The 22,045-nt window shown below is 57.9% G+C and carries 15 protein-coding genes and 3 pseudogenes; 10 read left to right on the top strand and 8 right to left on the bottom strand.

All coding sequences use genetic code 11. The annotated features are described in order from the left end of the window. The first annotated feature begins 56 nt into the window (after nt 1-56). Complete coding sequence (gene metE / locus A3AS_RS0125535; RefSeq protein WP_018320387.1) at nt 57-2,402, top strand: 5-methyltetrahydropteroyltriglutamate--homocysteine S-methyltransferase; 2,346 nt, start codon at nt 57-59, stop codon at nt 2,400-2,402. A gap of 739 nt (nt 2,403-3,141) precedes the next feature. Here metE and A3AS_RS0125530 read toward each other — a convergent pair. The 7 genes and pseudogenes from A3AS_RS0125530 to A3AS_RS0125500 form a co-directional block, all read right to left on the bottom strand. Further along, nucleotides 3,142-4,020 carry a radical SAM protein gene (locus A3AS_RS0125530; RefSeq protein ID WP_371260711.1) on the bottom strand — a complete coding sequence of 293 codons (879 nt, stop codon included), beginning with the start codon at nt 4,018-4,020 and terminating at the stop codon, nt 3,142-3,144. Nucleotides 4,021-4,815: 795 nt separating this feature from the next. Beyond that, the gene (locus A3AS_RS45560; RefSeq protein ID WP_018320385.1) at nt 4,816-5,415 is read right to left on the bottom strand and encodes a hemerythrin domain-containing protein; all 600 of its coding nucleotides are present in this window, start codon (nt 5,413-5,415) and stop codon (nt 4,816-4,818) included. Nucleotides 5,416-5,564: 149 nt separating this feature from the next. Continuing rightward, complete coding sequence (locus A3AS_RS0125515) at nt 5,565-6,284, bottom strand: helix-turn-helix domain-containing protein (RefSeq protein ID WP_018320384.1); 720 nt, start codon at nt 6,282-6,284, stop codon at nt 5,565-5,567. A 1,465-nt stretch (nt 6,285-7,749) separates the two neighbouring features. Continuing rightward, the gene (gene fixJ / locus A3AS_RS0125510; protein WP_018320383.1) at nt 7,750-8,355 is read right to left on the bottom strand and encodes a response regulator FixJ; all 606 of its coding nucleotides are present in this window, start codon (nt 8,353-8,355) and stop codon (nt 7,750-7,752) included. Then, nucleotides 8,352-8,535, bottom strand: a pseudogene (locus A3AS_RS49230) (ATP-binding protein); the annotation flags it as partial. The pseudogene A3AS_RS49230 and the gene fixJ, both read right to left, overlap by 4 nt. Continuing rightward, nucleotides 8,528-8,758 carry a hypothetical protein gene (locus tag A3AS_RS47600; RefSeq protein WP_085964152.1) on the bottom strand — a complete coding sequence of 77 codons (231 nt, stop codon included), beginning with the start codon at nt 8,756-8,758 and terminating at the stop codon, nt 8,528-8,530. The pseudogene A3AS_RS49230 and the gene A3AS_RS47600, both read right to left, overlap by 8 nt. A 14-nt stretch (nt 8,759-8,772) precedes the next feature. Further along, a complete protein-coding gene (locus A3AS_RS0125500) occupies nt 8,773-9,102 on the bottom strand; it encodes a hypothetical protein (RefSeq protein ID WP_018320381.1) in 330 nt (109 codons plus the stop codon). Between the two features lie 152 nt (nt 9,103-9,254). Between A3AS_RS0125500 and A3AS_RS47595 the strand changes: the two genes are divergently transcribed. From A3AS_RS47595 to A3AS_RS45530, 6 genes and pseudogenes are all read left to right on the top strand, one after another. Then, nucleotides 9,255-9,416 carry a hypothetical protein gene (locus A3AS_RS47595; protein ID WP_018320380.1) on the top strand — a complete coding sequence of 54 codons (162 nt, stop codon included), beginning with the start codon at nt 9,255-9,257 and terminating at the stop codon, nt 9,414-9,416. 1,042 nt (nt 9,417-10,458) lie between these two features. Further along, nucleotides 10,459-10,686 (top strand): hypothetical protein, encoded by a 228-nt coding sequence (locus A3AS_RS45540; protein WP_084674912.1) that lies wholly within the window; start codon nt 10,459-10,461, stop codon nt 10,684-10,686. Between the two features lie 853 nt (nt 10,687-11,539). Next, nucleotides 11,540-12,169, top strand: a pseudogene (locus A3AS_RS0125485) (cbb3-type cytochrome c oxidase subunit I); the annotation flags it as partial. Nucleotides 12,170-12,692: 523 nt separating this feature from the next. Further along, complete coding sequence (locus A3AS_RS43820; protein ID WP_245283279.1) at nt 12,693-12,989, top strand: hypothetical protein; 297 nt, start codon at nt 12,693-12,695, stop codon at nt 12,987-12,989. Between the two features lie 108 nt (nt 12,990-13,097). Further along, nucleotides 13,098-13,297 (top strand): annotated as a pseudogene (locus A3AS_RS49225) (cold-shock protein). 983 nt (nt 13,298-14,280) lie between these two features. Then, complete coding sequence (locus A3AS_RS45530) at nt 14,281-14,466, top strand: hypothetical protein (RefSeq protein WP_084674911.1); 186 nt, start codon at nt 14,281-14,283, stop codon at nt 14,464-14,466. Between the two features lie 485 nt (nt 14,467-14,951). Here the strand turns inward: A3AS_RS45530 and A3AS_RS47590 are convergent, their stop codons facing one another. Further along, nucleotides 14,952-15,194, bottom strand: a complete 243-nt coding sequence (locus A3AS_RS47590) for a hypothetical protein (RefSeq protein ID WP_157644384.1) — start codon at nt 15,192-15,194, stop codon at nt 14,952-14,954. 929 nt (nt 15,195-16,123) lie between these two features. Between A3AS_RS47590 and A3AS_RS45525 the strand changes: the two genes are divergently transcribed. The 3 genes from A3AS_RS45525 (at nt 16,124) to cysN (ending at nt 20,284) form a co-directional block, all read left to right on the top strand. Continuing rightward, nucleotides 16,124-17,224 (top strand): sulfotransferase, encoded by a 1,101-nt coding sequence (locus A3AS_RS45525; RefSeq protein WP_084674909.1) that lies wholly within the window; start codon nt 16,124-16,126, stop codon nt 17,222-17,224. A gap of 220 nt (nt 17,225-17,444) precedes the next feature. After that, entirely contained in the window at nt 17,445-18,401 is a 957-nt protein-coding gene (gene cysD / locus A3AS_RS0125445; protein ID WP_256375102.1) for a sulfate adenylyltransferase subunit CysD, read from the top strand. Beyond that, nucleotides 18,401-20,284 (top strand): sulfate adenylyltransferase subunit CysN, encoded by a 1,884-nt coding sequence (cysN, locus tag A3AS_RS0125440; RefSeq protein ID WP_018320374.1) that lies wholly within the window; start codon nt 18,401-18,403, stop codon nt 20,282-20,284. Before cysD ends, cysN begins: the two co-directional genes overlap by 1 nt. The last annotated feature ends 1,761 nt before the right edge of the window (nt 20,285-22,045 follow it).

Genomic DNA, 22,045 nt, shown 5'->3' with positions numbered 1-22,045 from the left:
GCGACTTCCCCTGCTGCGTCCGCCATGGCCTTTGCCCCCAACATGGGGTTTACGCTATGTCTCTTCTCTCCCTTCCGGTTGCCACGCTCGGAACGCCACGCATCGGTCCCAGGCGCGAGCTCAAACTCGCTCTAGAAAGCTACTGGGCCGGAAAAAGCGGCGAACAGCAGTTGCTCGAGGACGCAGCTGGCCTGCGTGCCGCGAACTGGGCTCGTCAGAAATCTATCGGCGTCACGGTCATTCCATCGAATGATTTCTCGCTGTATGACCAGGTGCTCGACACAAGTGTCATGGTTGGCGCCATCCCGGAGATCTACGCCTCGAAAGCCGAATCCGTTTCGCTCAAGACGTACTTCGCCATGGCCCGCGGTTCACAATGCGACGACCAGGATGCGAGTTGCGGTCATGGACCGCGCGGATTTGGCGCTTCCGCGCAGGAGATGACCAAGTGGTTCGACACCAACTACCACTACATGGTCCCCGAGTTTCACAGGGGACAGACTTTCAGGCTATGCTCTCGCAAGCCGATCGAGGAGTATGAGGAAGCCAAGGCCCTTGGCTTTCAGACCCGCCCTGTCCTGATCGGGCCGGTCACATTCCTAAAGCTCGGCAAGAGTGCCGATCCTGCGTTCCAGCCACTCTCACTACTGGATGAACTGATACCGGCCTATATCGAGGTTCTGCAGGAATTGGCCAAACGTGGGGCAAATTGGGTTCAGTTCGATGAGCCCTGCCTGGTTCTTGATGTGGATGAGGGGGCGCGAAAATCTCTGCTCCATGCCTATGACCGGCTCGCCAAGGAGGGGCCGGCCATCAAGATCATGGTTGCCAGCTATTTTGGCAACCTCGGCGACAACCTGGACACCGCCTTGAGGCTGCCAGTTGCCGGACTTCACCTCGATCTGGTTCGAGCGCCACAGTTATTGGACCAGATCATTGCTGGCCGCCGAAGTGATCTCGTCATCTCGCTCGGCGTGATCGACGGCCGGAATGTATGGCGGTCGAATTTGTCCTCGCTGCGCCAGCGGCTCGAACCCGCGATTGCGAAGCTTGGCAAGGATCGTGTACAGATCGCCCCATCCTGCTCGCTGCTTCATGTGCCGGTCGATGTTGAACTCGAGACCGGGCTCGCTTCCGACGTCAAGAGCTGGCTTGCTTTCTCGGTCCAGAAGATGCGCGAGCTTGCGATCCTGGCGCGGGCACTCGCAGGCGACCAGAATGTTGCGCTAGCTCTTGCCGAGTCGGAATGTGCTGCGACTGTCCGCCTGACTTCGCCGAAAATCCGCGATGCCAATGTCGCTGCCCGGATGAGAGCGATCGACCATAGCATGCGCCGGCGCGCCAGCCCATTTGCCCGTCGTGCCGAGATCCAAAGCAATCGTTTCGGACTACCGGCTTTTCCTACCACGACGATCGGATCGTTTCCGCAGACCCCAGAGGTCCGGAATGCCCGTGCGGCGCATGCGCGAGGCGCGATGAGCGACGCGCAATACGACAGGTTCCTCAAGGAGGAGACTGCGCGCGCCGTACGTTGGCAGGAGAACATCGGTCTTGACGTCCTCGTGCACGGCGAGTTCGAGCGCAATGACATGGTGCAGTACTTCGGCGAGCAACTCGCCGGCTTCGCATTTACCAGGAACGGATGGGTGCAATCCTACGGCTCGCGCTGCGTCAGGCCACCGATCCTATTTGGCGATGTCTTGCGGTCGAAGCCTATCACCGTAGACTGGTGGCGCTACGCGCAATCACTAACGAGCAAGCTGATGAAGGCGATGTTGACCGGACCGGTGACGATCTTGAACTGGTCCTTTGTTCGCGATGATATTCCCAGAAGCGAGGTCTGCCGCCAGATTGCGCTCGCGATCCGAGACGAAGTCCGTGATCTCGAAAATGCTGGTGCGACCATGATCCAGATCGACGAAGCTGCACTCCGCGAAGGATTGCCGTTGCGCCGATCGGAGTGGACGGCTTATCTCGACTGGGCCGTAGATTGCTTCCGCATCTGCTCATCGGGCGTCGCCGATCAAACGCAAATTCATACGCATATGTGCTACTCGGAGTTCAACGACATCATCGGTGCGATTGCTGCAATGGATGCGGATGTCATCTCGATCGAGACGTCGCGCTCGAAAATGGAACTACTCGACGTGTTCAGGAACTACAAATATCCAAATCAGATCGGGCCGGGCGTGTACGACATCCACTCTCCACGCGTTCCGGAGACGGGCGAAATAAAGGAGCTGATGGCATTGGCTCGGACACGGCTGCAGGATTCGCAGCTCTGGGTCAATCCGGACTGCGGCCTGAAGACGCGCAAATGGGAGGAGGTTCGGCCGGCGCTAGCGAACATGGTCGCTGCCGCCCGCGAACTGCGCGCTGCATCCGATCCGCGAGGCCGTTAATCCCGGGTTTGGGTCTTTTCTCGACAAAGCTGATCCGCTTGTGCTCATTTGGGTTCTCGACGATCGAGGGAGCCTTGGGAACACAAAAAGATGCCCGGCCCCGCTTAGCGGGCCGGGCGGAAGTAAAGTCTGGGAGGAGCGACGCTGACGCATCGCGCGGACTTCCATCGGCGGAGGGAGGACAGCCGCCGGTTCGATCACGGCGAGGACATTCGCCGAAGATCTGAGCCCAGTTGAAGCACAAGCTCAGCGTAGCTCAATTATGCCGTGGTATGCGACCGATATAGCTTGAGATTAGAAATCTACACCAACGGTTGTCGCTCATGTGCACGTTGGCAGCGGTTGCCGACAGCAACGAGGGGCAGTGATGCCGGGCGGTCGCCGCAGGGCACCAACCGCAAGCTCGGTGCGCTTTCCAGCCTGGAAAACTTATGCTCGATCAGCGCGACGATACCAAAAAAAACCGGCTCCAAGAATCTCCCAAGCGTAGCCAGTGCATGAGCGGTTACTATTGATTTGGACCCTGCTTAAGGCATCCTTGGTCGACCGGTTCCACCCGATAGGCGGGTTTCGGCTTGGGCCTCTGTTTGAGATCTATGAGCGGGCCACGCAGAGTATGTCACGAACTTAAGGTGGCGTGTGCCGACAGGGTGCTCCTCAGCCGTGAGTGTGGTCCTGCTCGGCGCAGCCGGTTCAGACCGCCCGATGCGAGCAAGGTAGTCCTTGGTCGAGACGGCGTTCACGACGAACCCTTGCTGCATGCGCCCGATGGCGCTGGCGCCGAGACCAATGAGGGCGTCACGCAATCGTCAGTATAGCCCTGGAAGTTGCGCTTCAGCCTGCCTTCCTGCTTCGCCCGGGCAAGACTTTCGTGCGGCAGGGCAAAGTGATCGATGCCGACGCGTGCGTATCCAGCATCAATTAAAGCTTCCGCGATCGTTTCGAATTGGAGGTAGCGCTCGACACTGTCGGGCAGATTGAATTCATCGATCTTGCGTTGATGCTTCTTGAATGCAGGAATATGCGCGTAGCCGAAGGCCGAAATCCGATCCGGATGCAACTCGAGGCATTTGGCGACGGTGTCCAGGCACGAAGCGACTGTCTGCTGGGGCAGGCCATAGAATAGGTCGAAATTGATCCTGCCGACGCCGGCGCGGCGTAACCGATCGACCGAAGTCGCGGTCTGACCGAAGCTCTGCAGATGATTGATAGCCCGCTGAACAACTGGATCGAAGCTCTGGACGCCAAGACTCGCCCGGTTGACCCCGCAATAGCCAAGCGTCTCGGCCATCGGCTCGCTCAACATGCGTGGATCGATCTCCACAGCGATCTCTGCATCAGGTAGGACGGCGAACGAATAACGTAACGAACCGACCAGATCAGCAAACGTTTCAGGCGTCATGACCGTGGTGATACCACCCCCGAAGTGGATATGAGAGATCGGTTGTCGTTGCCCGGCTACCTCTGCAACGAGGTAGGCTTCAGTCCGCAGTCCAGCCGCATAGATCGCGATCGGCTCGTCGCGTTTCGTAACAGACGTGTGGCAGCCGCAGTACCAGCACATGCTTCGACAAAATGGCACGTGCACGTAGATCGAGGCGGATTGCTGGCCGCCCAAAGACTTGAGCCACGCTTGATAGTCTAACTCGCGAACTGACGCTGAGAAATGCGAGGACGTCGGATAGCTGGTGTAGCGCGGTAGGGGGCCAGGCCGTAGAATTGTGCCAGGTCCGGTCGCATTCGGATGCCTTTCTTGCTTTCTGGACCCGATTATCGGAGTGTCGCTGATGGCTATGGCCACTCCGAGGCGCAATGGAGGGGCATGCTGCACGCCGCATACACGAATGTTGGATGGCGATGAAGCGGTCACACACCAGAAATGAGCTTCCTTTACGGTGCGGAGCCCCATAGCTCGTTGTAATCCAATCGCGCCAGAACTGTGGTGGCGATTGACGTCCAGCGCCTTGTCGTTCCTGCTGAACGTACCCCGGCGTGGCAGTGCTTCGCAGTTGGCGTGCAGTGAGTCGAACCGGCTGCGGTCGGATGATTCAGAGCGTGCTGGGCTGGGCTCAAGGAGTGGGAGTGCTTCGCCGCACCCGCCTGGCCGCAATCGTCCGTCCTTATCGGTTGGCGGACATGAGAGGCGTCCGTTTCGCGCGATATCACTGCGCAACTGCCAGGCCTGCGACGGTCACATTGTGGAACGCGCCGGAACCAGAGCTCAAGAAGGCCTCGGCCATGCCGTTTTCATTGATGGTCGAGGAAGCGATCATATTGCGCAGAAGCCATTTTGGCGGCACGGCAGCCTACGCGCCCGCGAGCACCCCATTTCACTTCTACAAGATGAGCATGAGGTCCACTTCCTGCTATGAAACGGCAGCGATCAATACGGCCCATCGTTTTCGGCGCCGTGTCACGGGTTGCCGGCCTTGGCGGACGAAAACGCGACCGAGCTCCGTTCGGCTTCAGCTTCTTGCTCCAATTGCAGAATATGCGCTCTTAGCGCATCGGAAGTCGCTGCCGCTGTCTCGCTGAACAACGGATCTCCATGATCGGTGAGGGCGGAAGCGATTTCGGTCCAATCCTGAGCCGAGAGAGCCTTCAGGGCGGCGGGAAAGAAATCTCGTTCTTCCCACATCATGTGGTGCCGCTCGCGTACTACAAAGTCGCGTATGATATTGCCGACGTCTTGCCGAAGGAGTTCACGATCCGCGAGGATGGCGTCTATAGCTTGCGCGAAGTGATGCAAACGGTCGACGACTTCCTGGTGTTCAAGCGCGAGATCGCCGACGATTGCAGCTGCATCCGGATCGCGAGCCTTGAGCTTGGAAAAAATCAAGTCTTCCTGTGGATGATGGTACACCTCGGGGTAAACCTCGAAATAGCTGATAATCGCGCGAATGACCTCATAGTCGGGGCGGATCCCATTGCCAAAAATCTCCAATTCGCGTTGAAGAGCGACCAGAAGCAGATCAATGTTGCGATGCTCTCGAAGCAAAAGATCGATGATCATTGCGGTGCTCCTGGAGGCACAATGTAGGCTGGAAGCGTTTCTGCCATTTGCAAGATCGCCCAAGCCGAATTCGGTGTCCTTCGCTGCGCTGCAATGTCCGCGCTGTTCGACGCAAAGGAGCGCTTCAATTTGAGCGGGCGTAAATCAACTTAGCCGAAGTGTTGCACAAAGCTCCTGGGCAATCTGTCGTTACGCAGCTCGACTCGGCGTGAGGTCTGCAGGGCGATTACGCCATTTTGCTCAAGTTGGGTAAAGGTGCGCGACACCGTTTCGATCGTTAAGCCAAGATAATCGGCGACATCCTGCCGTGACATGGGCAGTTCGATGGCAGCGTTCTTCGTAGCGCGGCGAGACATATCGAGCAGAAAGGCGACGACCCGGTCTTCAGCGCTGCTGATCAGGAGCATCATATGTTCCTGAAAGCGGCGGAGCTCGAGCGCCATCGCGTCCCACAGCTGCCGTGTTAGCTCCCTCTCGTGACTAGCGTGAACAATGAGGGCGGTGCGCTTCACCATCAGCAGCTGTGTCTCACAAATCGCTCCGGCCGAAGAGATATGGCTTTCTCCGGCCTCGAAGCCGAAGATGTCACCGGGCAGATAAAACGCGCCGATCTGACGGCGTCCGTCTTCCAAAATCTTATAGGTTCGCACAGCGCCCGACACCACCTGATACAGGTATTCCGCTGCCTCATCTTCGCTGTAGATCTCGCTATTGCGAGTGAACCGCATCAGTGTCGCAATCATGCCAAACGGTCCACGACGATGAGGTTGCCCACGCAAGACGCTGGTCGGATGGCGGCTGGTCTCGGTAAAACTGGCGGCCTGGGCGTGCATGGCGGACCCTATCTTGCGAACGTCGATGAGACGCAAATTGGCCGCTCGTGACGAACTGGGAAATTTGGATGTTTTCCCTAGGTAGAAGCCCCTAAGTATTTACACGTAAGTCCCATGAGGAGCGCCTCTTGAATGCGGGCGGCGCATTGGTTGCTCAAACATGCTCAAATCGGGTTAGAAAGCTGAATGCTGGCTTCGTCGGCCGCGTCCACGGAAACAGTCGGAAGCGCACGGCCGCAGCCGTGAAGAGCTCCAGCCAACCGAAAGTTGTCGTCCACCGCCACTGTCCGCTCGCCGCAGGAGGTCTTGCTCGGACGCCTTGACTCTGATCCTCGTCAGCATCGGTCGGCCGCAGAGGTGACGAGGCGGATATTGACAGCATCCTCATCGATGTACGCTCGCCGACGTGGTCGACGTGCTTGATGATCATGCGATACGTGCGCATGTGGACCGAGTTGGGACCCACCCGTATCATAGTACTCGGTTCGCGTGACATATTGACGTAGCGCAACGCCGGCCTTGCGGCGCTCCAGCAATTTTTGAAACCGCAGGAAATCGTGGCTGGCCTGGCTTGTCGCTGAGCTCGGGGCATCGCCGGATGGCCGGTGACAGACTGCGAGCAGTTCCTGCGGCATCTCGACCGTTAGCGCATGTGCAACGTTCGGAGCAGTGTCGAATGATGGCGGGCTCGACCGCACCTCGTCGATGGAGCACCGGCGAACGCGCTCGCGTCGTGCAACGCGCGGGCCGCACGGCGGCTGCCGCCCCAGCAAATCCCGATTCGTCTGATTCAAAAAGCGCCATTGAAGATGTATGGCAGGTACAAAACAGGGCCGCCGGCCTGGCAAAGGGAATAGAGTTATCGTAGCTGTCGTAGCCCCTCTGAGGCTGTATGACGATGGTTAGGTTGTAGATCCGCGCTCTGGCGCAGATGATCCGGCGCGCCTCGGCCGGAACCGCACTCAGCGCGCTGGTATGCCGGCGTTCTGTGCCCGCAGTGCCGCTTCGGCCCGCTCCAACGCACGAGACCGTTTGATTTCGAAGACCGAAGTGACTGCGGCCCAGCCGAGCGCAACGACCGAATGATGGTCCCCTCGTAACCGATCGCCAGAGTGTCAAAGATGCGCACCCGTGCCCAATGCGAAGGAAATCGAACCGTTTACTGCAGCCCTCACCGGGAGCTCCGTTGGCGGATGGATCAATATATTGCCGAACTATGCCGTTCTCTGGGATGACAGACCTGCTGTCCATCGGAGCACAAACCGGGGCCGACACAATTGATCTGCTTCATGTGCCGTCGTGATTTTGTTTAAGCACGATCGATCCGGCAAGCAGCAGCTCTCGCAATGGTCCGGAGGCAAGAAATTAGCGTCGCGTGTGTTGCAGCGGTAGTCGTCACCAAAAACATGATCGGTGCGGTGCGCCCGAAACCCCTGCGTTCGTCGTCTGGACTGCGCAAGCTGAATGCATGAATAAGCCATTCGCGCCATTTGCGCTGCTGCTAGAGTCCCGCTGTAATGGCGATCCGCATCAACTCGGACATGCTGCGGACATTGGTCTTGGCCATGAGGTTCGCACGGTAAACCTCGACCGTCCGGGGACTGATGCCGAGATCATGGGCGATCACCTTGTTAATCTTGCCGGCTAATAGTCCCTCTAGGACGTCACGCTCGCGCGACGAGAGGTCCGCGAGGCGGGCTTCCGCCTGCAGTTTCGCTACGTCATCCGTTGGCTTTGTTGGTCGCGCTTCCAAAGCACTATTGATCGCACGCAATAGCACCTCCTCCTCGAACGGCTTCTCAATGAAGTCGACCGCACCCGCTTTCATCGCTTCGACTGCAAGCGATACGTCGCCATGACCAGTTATCAGGACGACGGGGCAGTCGACGCGATCGGCCTTCACTTTGCGGACCAGTTCGAGGCCGCTCATACCCGGCATGCGAATGTCTGACACAATGCAGTTAACCGGACCGCTCGCGACGTCATTAAGAAACGCGGTCGCCGTTTCATAGGTTGCTACGTAGAAACCGTTAACATCAAGCAGAAACGCGAGCGAGTCCCGCATCGCGGCGTCATCGTCGATCACAAGAATGCGCCGGCCAATCATGTCTCTTCACTAAGCTCCGCAAGCGCGGTGAACTGAAAGATCGTGCCGCCGCCCGGATTCGCTTCCGCGACGATGTGGCCGCAATGTGATTCGAATGGTCCGGCAGATTGATAGCCCCACACCCATGCCATGGTCTTTGGTCGTGACAAAGGGCTGGAACAGGCGGCCGGCCCTATCTGGGCCAGATGCGCCAGTGCGTCGGTTGCACGGCTACGTGTTCTCCGGTCTTTGCCTTGATCCAGCCGCCGAATATCCGGCGGCAAGGAAAGACCACCCGGTGAATCGTATTACCCTCGATCACGGCGATCTCCAGATCCCGATCAAAGGGCGGCGCCGTTTCGAGCCGCTCCCAGGTCAGGTCGCCGTTAGATCTTGAACGGCGTTCATCGCTGCCGGCTGACAAATTCAGGCAACCTTCTAAACAGTACGGACGAGATCGCTTGGCCGACGCGCGAACAGGCTCAGCCCAATATTACCCAGGCGGCGCGTGGTCTCGATCACGTCAGCCGCGGCCGGGGTTTTATCGGCCGTGGCGCCGTTGAACCTATCGTGCCGGGGCATGATCCGCTCACCAACCGAAATATTAGGATTGGCGCTGCGAAACAACTCCGGGGCTTCGGTCGAATCGATCTGGATCAGCTCAAGCCCTCGGCGGTTGCTATTGATCGCTGTTCTGCAGAAGTTGAACTGGACTGCCGCTCCCGCAATCTGGCCCGCGGCGGGACAAATGGCGCCGTAGTCTGTCATGTCGAAACATCCTCCGTTGATGAGAAATCTCCTTGTCCCACGGCGTCAGCGTGGGGCATTGGGTTGTGATAACGTCAGCCGCGCCCTTGCGAGCGGGGCGGCATCCCCAGGCGAGAACGGGAAGACGCTGGAGTTCGCTTGACGACATTCGGATGGGCCGAGCTGCGCTCGGCGCCGATCATCGCGCCGGTCCGCAGGTCGATGAAGTGGACGCCATCGCAAGCGGTGCAGGTTATCTCGTGCAGGTCATCGGCACGCAGCTCGGGTGCGTCCGGCAGCAGTCCTTGAACTCGGTCGCCGGTATCTGGACATGAAAAGATGATGGGGCGCCAAGTCTTTCTGTCTGCCATGTGTCTGACCTTGGACTGGAAGACCACTTCTATCAGTAAGCAACCGCCGCAGTATTGATACAGGTCAAAAGGAGCTGTGCGCGTCCAGCATGGCCGAGCTCGAGCGGCCGCTGTGAGCCGGACAGGCCCGCGTTGGCAGACGACATGTCCCAATTCGGGCGATCCGCCAGGGACTCGCGTTGGTCCGCAACACGCCAGCGTGTAGCCGGGTTGATGAGGCGCACCGCACGCGAATGGGCCACGACAGCATTCGTCCTCAATGCTGTGATCGGCCGGCAAGCAGATGGTCAATTGATCGCTCGCCTCGCATTGTCGGTAGCCTTGCCGGCGCTGATCGAGCCATAGGCTTTGGCGCTGAAGTCCTGAACCTTGGCTTATCGAAACGTTGGCTGACTGCGACAAGCCTGATCATCGGCTTTGCTGTCGCGGTGGCAGGGTGGACCGTCAGGAGCGAGATCGGGGCGGTTTGCCTCATTGACCCAGGATCACGTGCGCGTAGGTCTCGCCGTCAATAGCGCCCGGCCGACGGCGCGCGTCAGAAATGGCTTTGCGGTGATTGGCCAACGACCCGGTGTTTGCGGCAATGCCTCGTGAGACCACGACGTATCGCGTGCAATGTTCGCGGCCTCTCAAGATTCCATTGCCAGCGGTTGAGTATGGGATCGATAGAGATCAATAGCCCGCATCTCGGGCGTGACGGCGCATTCTGCTCTCAATCGTCGATTTAAGACATTCCTCGATCATCGACTCAATTTTGTTGGTCGAAGGCATGAGCAGACCAGAAGGCGCTGTCGCTCGGCTCAAAACAGAGTGCGGTCCGCAAGCCGGACAGCTAGCGATTGCGGGGGCTGCGGGACAACAGGAGCGCTCGAGCCGCGCCGCCCAAGTCTCGACCGCATCTCCGAGGAGCGGACAACCTCCTGGGGATGCTGCTTGAGGCAGATCAAATACTCTTGTGGCGCGAATGGCAGAATGGCGGATAAGCAACCCCCAGGAAGACGGTGCCATGCCTTCATTTAACGTTCGGTTCATTAAGACCGTTTGTGACGATACCGGCCACGAGCATCGTGCCTGTCAGGCAGCGTTCAAGATCGATGCCGCCTCGCTGAGTGCTGCTGCACAGCAGGCGGAGACCGATTTCTGCAAGCAAAAGAGTGTCCGCGATTGGACAGTCTTCGCCGATGTGATCGAACTTCGAACCCCGCCTGCATTGCCGCCGGCATGGGGTGGTTAGCTTGAGTGTGGCCAGGGAAGTCTGCGAATTGAACTGTGAGTCAATCCAAGAATCTAGGCGCGATCCCGGACAGCGTCGTGCCGACCGTCGATTCGAGAGAACAACTCGTGACGCTGTCGTCAATTCGGCAGGCGACATGTTGTCTCACGACACCTAAGCGGACCTCGCTGGACGGTTTGCCGGCCTGCCGTTCAACTGGCTCTGCAGCGCTCCGCCAAGCGTCGTACCGGCGCGCCATCCGGATCGAAGGATTTGTTCCCACAAATCGGTCTTATTTGATTGATGTCAAAAACAAGTCTGCCTCCTGCAGCTATGGCTTTTTCGAAAAGTATGCATGTTTGGCCAATCTGCACATATCGATGCCCTTGTCGGTTTAGGAATCTCCTCAGCCGGTTACGCGCGAGCCGTCCCGGAAATCCGAACCGACTCACTTGAGCCTGCAGGACATCGATGCGATCGCACGTGAGCTTAATCTGTCCACATCCGCCTTTCTAACCATGGCGCAAAGACCGGGCTCTCCTGAAGCCTTAAGCAAGCGCCTCTCACTTGCCGGTTTTTCCGAGAATGCGCTTGCTGCTGCCAAGGAGGCGTTTTGCGCGAGGCAGCGGGTGTGCGGCCTGTGTCAGGCCAAGACCCGCTGCGCCGCCGACCTCGAGAGGCAGAACCATGCAATCCGCTCAAAGACTGCCCAAACGAACAGGCCTGCGGCGCGGTCGTGAGATATCCTCCCGCTGCGCTTTCGCGATCGATCGCGCTCAATCAGTTCCTCGCCGAAGATCTTGACTCCTGAGCAAGCCTCATTTCAAAGAAGGCCAATACAGGACAAGCCCATCGCCGCCTCGAGATCCACGACATGGGTGAAGCAGGCCTGATGTCTGTATTCGTTGTTTCTGCCTACGTTTGCTTCTTTGCCGGAGCGGTGGGACACGATCCGGCGTTTACCTTCTGCGCATTGCTGGCTTTCGCCGCCAGTCTGGCCGCCGCCGCCGTCATCCTCAATCGCCACTATGAACGGCGGGCGCGACTGCTGCTGGCGCAGATGAACGGTCGGCCGAGCTACAACTCGGTCCGATCAAATTCGCCTGGCGATGTGGCATCGCTGGGTTTTCCATCGGTCTTCTATCGCGTCACAGCTTGCTTGGCCTGCACTGATTTCGGTTTGTCCTGGACGAGCTTCGGGCGACTCCGCCCGCTGCATACGTCGGCTATGATCTTTGCGCTCGGCGGCAACGTGCATATCGCGACCTCGTTCTACGTCGTGCAGAAGACTTGCCGCACGCGACTGACCGGCGATCGCCGTGGTTAGTGGTCGTCGGCTATGGTGTGTGTCAATTTTTTTGTTTTGGTCGCGGGCACCGGCTATCTGTTCGGCGCCACCCAGTCGAAGGAATACGCCGAGCCGAAGTGGTACGCCGATCTCTGGCTCACCATCGTCTGGGTCATCTATCCCGTTGTGTTCCTTGCGACATTGGTGAAAAGGAAGGGGCGGCAGTCTTTAAACGCCACTGTTGCTTCGATGTCACCAAATGGATGAACCGGCGATCTACGCTCGTGTCAAACGAGGGACGTCATGTTCGATATTTATTTGAACGGAAGACACGATCTTTTGGTCGTTCCGCGAGGCTTTGCGATCCCCGCGGGATTGGACGGCAATTGGAAGCGAAAGAAGCGGGGGGTGCGTTCAGTGAGCGATGTCATTCGCCAAGATGTGCAACAGCGCGGTTACCACCGACGTAGTTTGATCTCAAATCGGTCGAAGGCGGCGGTTGAGACTTCGTCACACGCGTAGCCAACGCGGCTATCCACGCTGAGCCATTCTTCGAAACACTCTGGGCAGGATGTCGCCGATGCGGTCGAGAAACTTGCTTACCGCGTCGACGGCAGATGGGGATCCTGCTTCATTAGGCTTAAGGAGCAAGGTTTCTTTTGAAAAGCGGCGCACGGCGCTGCGGCTTCCCTCAGGATAAGTATTATGGAGCTTTTCCTTGAGTCGATGGCGAGCGCGCGTGAGTTTTCAGCTGTCCATACTGAAGATACTTGCCGGCCAGCCGCACGGACGGGCGAGCATCGAAGTCGTTAAACAGCATTTGGCCATCTATTATAGCAGCGGCTCAGAGTGGCCGGCGCGTATGAAGCGCATCGCGAGCCGCGCGCCCCAACTCGATATTTTCGGCCAAAGGCTGATCGAGCGAGAGGCCGGGTGCTGGATTATCACCGAGGAGGGAAGGAAGTTTCTTGAGACGCTCGAACAGCTAGATCGGGGTGCTATGCAAGGTCAGGTTGAGCGGGAGACAAGCGATTGAGCCTGCGCAAAGGGCTATTGGCGTGAGGGCTTGCCGCCCAATCCCTTGCTCATGGCGACGTACTCCGATTAGATCGCGCAAGTTCAGTTCGGAGATCATGCAGCGGCAATGGGTACGGTGAACTGGTTCAATGCGACCAAGGGATATGGCTTCATCCAACCTGAGGATGGAGGAGCTGATGTCTTCGTGCACATCGGCGCGGTCGAGAAGGTCGGCTACACCAGTTTCGCGGAAGGCGGCCGGGTCAGTTACGACATGAAGCCGATCGTTCAGGCAAAATCCGTGCGGAGAACTTGCGTATTGGTTGACGACGTCGCCTGGCGAGGGACTCTGCCCGGTCCTTCAGCGCTCTGACCGCCTCTGGCGTTCTGACCTGGGGTCTGGCTTCCTTATGAAGCCAGCGATATGGCCTCAGCATGTCATCTCGAAGGCTTGTCCTACTGCTTTTTCAGCAAACATCTTATGCTCGAAATTGGGCATGATGATCTTGAGGTTGGAGCGGAGGGCATCAATTGCGCGGGGGCATGCGGAAGATCGAGCGCAATCTTCGAGCATTCCGGATGTGACCTCGGCACGCGTGAACCTCACCGACAACCGGCTCGCTCGAGTCGAGGACCATCAAGGGGCCGCCGCGGTCTACGCGAAATTGGATACATCACACCGAAAGCGAATTGGACGAAGAGCGTGCGATCAAGCTGAAGCGTGGCCCGTGCTCTTCACGTCGGCCGCCTCCTCTAAGAAAACATAGCGCACGCTGAAACCACAACGTTTTCCGTTCTCTGTCCTTCTTTAAAAGAAGTGAAAGCTGTTCATCCGGCCACGCTTTGCCCCTCGAAGTGTTGAGCCGAGCCCGGACGACGGACGAGACCGATCTGGCGTCTAGATAACGCAGCGCATCGTCATAAGGCGACCATAGTAAGAGATCGCCACGATGTCTCACAGTGCCTCGTGTTTGATCGCTCTAGGCTTAATACAAATCACGAACCTCCCCGAGTTGCAGGTGTTCAAGTTCATCGCGATTGGCTTGCTCATCCCAGAACATGTTAGTCTACGTGCTTGGCTTCAATAGAAAAGCGTCGATTGGGGGGCATTCAATTATAACGAAGCCTCTCAACACGGCGTCTGTACGAAGTTTACAATTCCACAGCTGCACTAGTCCAGACGCCTTGTCTTCCGAAAGCATGACCGAGCTTATACCCTGGCGCGAGTTCCTATGATTGTCTCTTTTTTTACGGTCGTCGTTCCGAAAAAACTATGTTACAAGCCGCTCCTCTCAAAAGGAGCATTCATCGTGAAAAAAGCAACCAAGAAACGCGTTAAGCGGCGCGAGTGGACGAAGGCAGATATCAAAGAGCTCAAAGTCCATTCGAAGTCTCGGACCCCGGTCATAAAAATAGCAAAAATGACCAAACGCAGCGTCGGTGCGCTACGCCAGAAGGCCTTAAATCTCGGAATCGGACTCGGACACCAGCGGTAATTTTGAGCAACGCTGGCTACTGGCGCGGGAGGGCGGCTCGCGGGCCGCCATCCATGGCCATACAAACTTTGTATCGCACATTAGCTTTGCCGATCCGCGCTGAGAGAGTTTTTCAGGCACGTGCTGGATGGCCTTCAATGTCGCGGAACGGGCTCCAACGCCTCCTCATCTTTGATCGTTTCGACGGCCGCTTGCGATGTATGATCGCGAGTGAAGACATAGTCTTAGCCATAGCCCTGTCTCGAAGATAAAACCCGAAACACTCGGTCCCGGCACGGATGCGATGGGGCCACAACGCCCAGTCCGAGGCGCGTTAGCTTTCGAGAAGCTGATCACTCTCAGACGAACTCCCGTTGGGGCCGAATCTAGCATCCGTTCGGCCAGCAGCTTATTCAGCTGCGCGCCCTCGGCGTTGTGAACGGACCACAACCACCTGCGACCGCGCTGCTTCAAGAAATACTCGAAGGATGGCAGACTGGACATGGTTAGCGAGCTTCTGTAACAAGCTTGGCAATGAACTCGCTGGATCGGTCAACATCGAATTCATCAAAAGCGAGCTCATCCCGCGCTTTCTGTCGTGGCGCCAAAGTCGCGAGATGCTTGCGCGTTTTGGCCGTCAGCGACATCTGCACGATCCGGGCATCGCTTGCGGAGGACTTGCGCCGCAGGAAACGTTTTTCTCTAGCAGCTTTATAGTGGGTGCTCACGAAGGAAGGGTCGACGTGCATCGATCGTGACACCAGGTTGAGCAGTACACCCTTTTTCTTTGCCTAAATAGGCTACCGCCATCAGGATCGTCCATCGTGGCCCAGATGCCCGGCACATTGGCAGAATTTGGCAAGTTCTTCGAGACACGCATTGATCAATCTGGTCTCCCACATGAACGGCCGGACAATCTCATCTCCGTCAGTAGAGATGCGGCCAAGCGCGCTTGCTGGATCAGGTAAATCCGGCGGCATCTTAGGTCAGGTTCCATCCTTGACAAGCCTGCCTAGCGCCGAATAGGGAGGAACAACGCTGCAAGAACAGCTAAATCAAATACTTGGTCTATTCGGAGGGACGGGCTTGCGAAAAACAGGCTGGCCGGAGCTATGGCTCAGTGTCTTGACGGGCCACGGCAGCATTCAGGGAAAGTTGCGTCGGATCAATACGCGCTGACAAGATTGATGCGCCCTGCCAAGTGAGATGTCCGCGATATGATCTGCTTCTTTGCCCCGCTCGCCTTAGCCGAATTTCTTTGGTGTACGCCGAGCATCAGCGAGGTGCATGTCGCATTTACGTTTTAAATGGCGCACAGCAACGTGCCGATTATAGGTAGCAACGTTCCATCTGCCGCGGACGGTTATCCGGTAAACCTCCGTATAGTTCTTTCCAACCTTCCCATATCCGCAGGCAATCTTCGTGCGATTGAGTTGGCCCTTGACTTGGGCTCAGCTGTCGAGCAACCGGGGCGCGATTGCCGGTGTCGAACCTTTCTGTGATCCGCCCAATCGATCAAACTGAACGGATCTCACATCATGAGTGGCAGGAAAGATTCTTGTCGTATTGACGCTTGGTACGCAAGCAGTCGGCCCCAAGATATCTCGCGGTTGGCTTTATTTGGCTCGATCGAACGAGCGGGGACGAGGTTCGCTTTTCAAGCACGAGGGTCTGAACGATGAGCGGACGTTTTGGCCGTTCGCCTGCGGTGTGCTTTCTCCTCGGTCTTCCGCGATCCGGAACGACACTCCTGGCGCACTTGCTCCAGCACCACCCAGACATCGTGGCTCCGCCTGAACCCTGGTTGATGTTGGCGCTTGAAGCATTTGGCAGGCTGGATCAGCGTCACCCGGCGGGCAGCTCACTGATTAAGGCCGCGACCTCCGAATTCCTGGGGCGGATAGATCGCACGATCGTCAGCCGCGCTTTTGCCGATACAGCATACGATCAGTATCTGGCAGAAGCGGGCAAGCGCATCATCATAGACAAGACACCACGTTATTGGACGGTGCTTGAGTTTCTTGAATCTGTCTATCCAGACGCGGCACACATCCTTCTGATGCGCAATCCCTATGCCATCGCCGCTTCACTGAAATCGACGTGGGGCATCCCACTGCGGACAGAAAGCTCGCATTCGGTTAGCGTATCCAGTCTCGTCGATCTCATGCTCCGTCTGCCCGACGTCATCATAACTTCACTCGCCGATTTGGTTCTGGGCCTTCCCAAGCTCGCCGCGCACCGCACTCGCCCCCAGACACAGTTCGTGCAATACGAACTGCTCGTGGCGCATCCGGACGAGGAAATCCGGCGTCTGTTGACGGGGCTCGGCTGTGACCCAGCGGCCGTCGCATCGGGTGGGATGAGACAAGCAGATTATCTTCGATCCAGCAGCTTTGGTGATCGAAAAATCCTGGAACGAAACGCCGTCGACGAAAGCTCTGTCAAGTCATGGCAATCTCAATTGAGCGTCGAAGAGATGCAAACCGTGACTGATTTGGTCGGCGCTGAGCTTTTGCTAGAACTCGGATATGAGCAGGAACTGCTGCATGCACAGAAAGCCGGAGTGCTGGATAGGGGAGGGGAGGTAACCGAACTCTATCGTCGGATATTCCGAACCTGGTGGGATTTGCGAAGTACCAAGGCGGGAGCATTATCCGGCCCATCTCACGCTGGAGAGCCGGTCCACACTGCTTGGAACGTTTCGGAGAACCGCGACGCGGCTATCGAGATGTTGCGAGGCGAGGTCGCGCGGCTTGAGCAAATCCTCAATATCTCCTAGGGCGATCTGAATGCTTGCGATCAAAACACGCTGGTTGATTTAGCCAAGATCCTTAACCCGCACGAGCTGATCTCCCGATCAGGTGTGACGCAGGCGCCGGCCGCACCAGCGGCGGAGTGCGATATGCTGCCGCGTCTGCAAGTCTGCTGTCCAATGGGGCTTGACCACATGGACGAGCCTGCCTCTTGGCCGGCCGTTTCCGCCGCGGATATTCCCCACTCTGGGCTGGAGCCATAGAACGGCGAAGAACAGAGATCCTGCATCGAAAAGAAGATATATGCTGCCGAAACATCTGCGCCGTCTCGAAGCTGAATCGATTGAAATCATGCGTGATGTGGTCGCCGAGTTCAAAAGGCCGGTCATGCTTTACTCGATCGGAAAAGACTCAAGCGTGATGCTGCACATTGCGATCAAGGCGTTCTATCCGGCAAAATTGCCTTTTCCCCTGCTTCACGTCGACACGACCTGGAAGTTCCGCGAGATGATCAGCTTCCGAGACGCGACAGCCAAGCGGCTCGGCCTCGACCTGATCGTCCATGTCAACAAGGAGGGCATCGCGCGCGGGATCAATCCGATCGATTCCGGCTCCGCGCTCCATACCCAGGTGATGAAGACAGACGCGCTGAAGCAGGCGCTCGACCTCCACGGATTTGATGCCGCCTTTGGCGGAGCCCGGCGCGATGAGGAAAAGAGCCGCGCAAAAGAACGGATACTCTCCTTCCGTTCGGCCGGACACGTATGGGACCCCCGTAACCAGCGGCCGGAGCTTTGGAGCCTGTTCAACACACGAATCCGCCAGGGCGAAACCATGCGCGTGTTTGCGCTGTCAAACTGGACTGAGCTCGATGTGTGGGAATACATCATGCTCGAGAAGATTCCGGTCGTTCCGCTCTACTTCGCAAAACAAAGACCGACAGTGCGTCGAAATGGTGCGACGATCATGATCGACGACAAGCGATTGCCGCTTAACTGCGACGAGACGCCGGAAATGCGGATGATCCGCTTTCGCACGCTTGGATGTTATCCTTTGAGCGGGGCTATTGAATCCGATGCGATGGCGATCGAAGACATCGTCGCGGAAATGCAGACTGCGACTGTGTCGGAGCGCCAGGGACGCCTAATTGATACCGATGAAGCCGCTTCAATGGAGAAGAAGAAGCGGGAAGGCTACTTTTGATGTTTGTAAAGCCGACAACGGAAGCGGTCCCGGCCAGGACAAAGGATCAGCTGCGATTCATCACGTGTGGCTCGGTGGACGACGGCAAATCAACGCTGATCGGCCGATTACTGCACGACAGCAAGATGATCTACCACGATCAGCTCACGGTGCTGGAACGCGACAGCATCAAGCACGGTAGCACCGGGAATGACATCGATTTCGCGCTGCTCGTGGACGGGCTGGAGGCCGAACGGGAGCAGGGCATCACGATCGACGTCGCCTACCGCTTCTTCACGACGCCGCGGCGTTCCTTCATGGTGGCCGACACTCCCGGTCACGAGCAGTATACCCGAAATATGGCTACCGGCGCCTCGCATGCCCAGCTCGCCATCATCCTGATCGATGCCCGCAATGGCGTGATGGTTCAGACCCGCCGCCACTCCTTTATCTGTTCGCTGCTCGGTATTCGTCATGTCGTGCTGGCAGTGAACAAGATCGATCTTGTCGCATACAACAAGGAGTGCTTCGATCGGATCGCCCGTGATTATCTGGCCTTTGCCGCCGGTCTCGGCTTCACCTCGATCGTTCCGATCCCGATCTCGGCCCGCTACGGCGACAACGTCGTGGACCGCTCCGCTCATGCCAACTGGTATCATGGTCCCTGCCTGCTCGAGCATTTGGAGAGCATTGACATCCCGTCCGGCACCGCAGGCCAGGCTTTCCGCTTTCCGGTCCAATGGGTGAACCGCCCAAACCCGGATTTTCGGGGCTATGCCGGGACGGTGGCTTCCGGGAGGATCTCGGCAGGAGACGAGATCGTTGTCGCCGCGTCGGGACGGACCACGCGCATCAAGCGGATCGTGACCCACGATGGCGACCTTGTCGGCGCCGAAGCCGGCGATGCGGTTACCATTACACTGGAAGATGAAATCGATATCGGCCGTGGCGACATTCTGTCGCGACCGGACGACCGACCGAAGATCGCCGACCAGTTCGCCGCTTATGTGATCTGGATGGACAAGGAGCCGCTCGCCCCCGGACGCAATTACGTTCTGCGGATTGGATCGCAGACGATTACCGGCAGCATTACCGCAATTAGGCATCGGATCGACGTCAACACTTGTGAGCATCTGGCCGCCGGGATGCTTTCCCTCAACGAGATCGCCTTCTGCGATGTTGCGACCGCAATGCCCGCAGTATTCGATCCTTACGACCTCAATCGAAAGACCGGATCATTTATCTTCATCGATCGTTACACGAATCGTACGGTCGGGGCCGGCATGATCGCCTTTCCGCTACGGCGGGACACCAATATTGCTAGGCAAGCGCTGTCCGTGGACAGGAGGGAGCGCGCCGCGCTCAAGAATCAGAAGCCTTGCGTCATCTGGTTCACTGGCCTGTCTGGCGCGGGAAAGTCGACGATTGCCAACCTGGTTGATCAAAAGCTGTTTGCGATGTCGCGGCATACCATGCTGCTGGATGGCGACAACCTCCGGCACGGATTAAACGCGGACCTCGGCTTCTCGGAGGCGGACCGCGTGGAGAACATTCGGCGTGTCGGTGAAGTTGCCAAGTTGATGGCGGACAGCGGCTTGATCGTGATCTGCTCGTTCATCTCGCCCTCTAGGGCCGAACGGGACAGGGTGCGCGGCCTGGTTGGCAAGGAAGAGTTCATAGAAGTCTTTGTCGATACGCCGATCGAGGAATGCGCGCGGCGAGACCCAAAAGGCCTGTATTCAAAGGTGAAATCCGGCAAGATCAAGGACTTCACCGGGATTGATTCGTGCTACGAAGCACCAACAACACCGGAGATTCATCTCAGGACTATGGAACAGACCCTAGAGCATTCAGCGGAAGCGGTAGTGGATGTCTTGATGGCGCGCTCAATTGTTGATGGTTAGATGTCCCTCGCATCGCACCATCGATTCGCACAATATCCTGCTGGCCCGGCCAAGGCGATTCGGCTCAGGCGGGCCTGCGATCGGACTTTTCGCTCTAAAGGAACAAAATGGTATCACCCGCTCCTCGACTGCCCGCTTCCGGTTACGTGCTCGAAGTGGATGGTCAATTCAAGACCGAGTACGCGAGCAGAGATGGAGCATGGGCAGGAGCGGAGGAGCTCAAGAAGCGCCGTCCCATGCTCCAGATCAGAATCTACGACGCGATGACAAAGGCCAGAGAGGAAGTCCGACTCCCAGTAGGTTAAATTTCGCTTAGCGCTTCTTGCTACGCGTGCGGCCAGCGACACGCCGAGCTCCCATAAAGCCGAGCCAGGCAGCGTCTCGGCCGGCTTCGATCTTTCGCGCAGTATGAGGGTGGGGCCTCGGTTTTCCGGGCCTGGCCGCATCCAGCGAGCGGGCGCTTGCTGCCCGGTATATTGACCAATCCGAACTTAGCAGTCGGTCACGACTCGCTCCTGTATCGCGGCCGTGCCAGCTTTCGGAAAGCCTGCTTCCTTTTGGCCCGCCGCTCGTCGGCGGACACGGCTGCCGACGCGGCGCGCCTTCGCATTGCGAGACAAAGCAGCCGCGAACCTTAGCCATCCTGCGCTGCGCTACGGACCTCCGCCGCGCTTCGGGTTCTGCTCCATTCCGCCTGCCGTCCTTGATCGCCATGAAGGCGGCGATGGGCGGCCGAAAAGGCAAGGGAGCTCATCCATTGCAAGCGAAGGACAATCTCTTGATGATCTGCTCTGCTCAACCGTCAACCGTTCGACCGCGCGGTACACCGCGTCGAACGCGAGCTCCCATGAACGAACAGGCGCTGCAGAGGAGCCGACGCGAGCAGAACGGCTCGGAGATGCGATCCGTCGAACCAGAGCGCCTCACGGCCGAGGTACTTGCGCTCATTGAGTGCCGGGGCGTGATAGACCTCCGGCTCGCCTTGGGGCGCAGGCTTTGGACCAACTGTCAACCACGGCACGCTCACCACGGCGATGATTGATCCGTGAGACGTTCTCGCCGCGAAGCGGCGCGCAGAACCGAGAGATGCTGCCAGCCTAGCGATCGCTTTCAGAGAGGAACACGTGCCACTCATCTGGAGTCGGCTCGACGTATTCCTAGCAAAGCAGAACGACGTGTTCTGCTTCACGACGACTCGCCGAAAAGTGTCGAACTGATCGTTGCTAAACGGCCAGCGATCCAAGGTCGCTCAATTGCCTTCAAGCCGGACTCGACCACAGCCTGCCAAGGCCGCTCCATTCAAGCGCAACGACGTGATACCGGAAGTCATGTGCGACGAGGGCGTGCAGTTTCCAGGCACAAGCATCCAGGAGGATCTCGCAGGCTGGGGCAGAAGCTCGGTACCTCCATCTGGGGCTGGCGAGCAATCGTACGTGAACGGGAAGATTGGGCCATCACTTACCTGCAGGTAGCGCGCTCGCAGGCGGAATGCCGACAGTCCTGATGTCGAACTCGCAAATGATTCTATCTCGCTGTGAATCTCCGCATTCTGCTGCCTACGTCGGCTTGTCGCCGCCAGATGGGAGTAGGTCATGAAAAGTTCACGCGAGAAAATCGCGCGAGAGGGTTGAAACGCCCCTAACGTCAAGTTGTACGATCTCAATATGGACAAGGACAGTCATCAGCGTCCCAAACCCTCAACGCGCGACGGAGTGCGAATGCATCAAGTGTCAAACCCACGCATAAGACTCCCGCTGCCAC

This window comes from Bradyrhizobium sp. WSM2793, from assembly GCF_000379585.1.
In the GTDB taxonomy this organism is placed as follows: Bacteria; Pseudomonadota; Alphaproteobacteria; order Rhizobiales; family Xanthobacteraceae; genus Bradyrhizobium.
Note: the sequence above shows the minus strand (reverse complement) of the source record. Positions and strands in the feature narration are given on the sequence as shown.

Bases quoted from the DNA above. Each gene is read 5' to 3' on its own strand.
- fixJ (WP_018320383.1), bottom strand. From the start codon at position 8,355: ATGATTGGCCGGCGCATTCTTGTGATCGACGATGACGCCGCGATGCGG.
- A3AS_RS45560 (WP_018320385.1), bottom strand. From the start codon at position 5,415: ATGATCATCGATCTTTTGCTTCGAGAGCATCGCAACATTGATCTGCTT.
- cysN (WP_018320374.1), top strand. From the start codon at position 18,401: ATGTTTGTAAAGCCGACAACGGAAGCGGTCCCGGCCAGGACAAAGGAT.
- A3AS_RS45540 (WP_084674912.1), top strand. From the start codon at position 10,459: ATGCCTTCATTTAACGTTCGGTTCATTAAGACCGTTTGTGACGATACC.
- A3AS_RS45525 (WP_084674909.1), top strand. From the start codon at position 16,124: ATGAGCGGACGTTTTGGCCGTTCGCCTGCGGTGTGCTTTCTCCTCGGT.
- A3AS_RS47595 (WP_018320380.1), top strand. From the start codon at position 9,255: ATGGGCCGAGCTGCGCTCGGCGCCGATCATCGCGCCGGTCCGCAGGTC.
- A3AS_RS47590 (WP_157644384.1), bottom strand. From the start codon at position 15,194: ATGCACGTCGACCCTTCCTTCGTGAGCACCCACTATAAAGCTGCTAGA.
- metE (WP_018320387.1), top strand. From the start codon at position 57: ATGTCTCTTCTCTCCCTTCCGGTTGCCACGCTCGGAACGCCACGCATC.
- A3AS_RS0125500 (WP_018320381.1), bottom strand. From the start codon at position 9,102: ATGACAGACTACGGCGCCATTTGTCCCGCCGCGGGCCAGATTGCGGGA.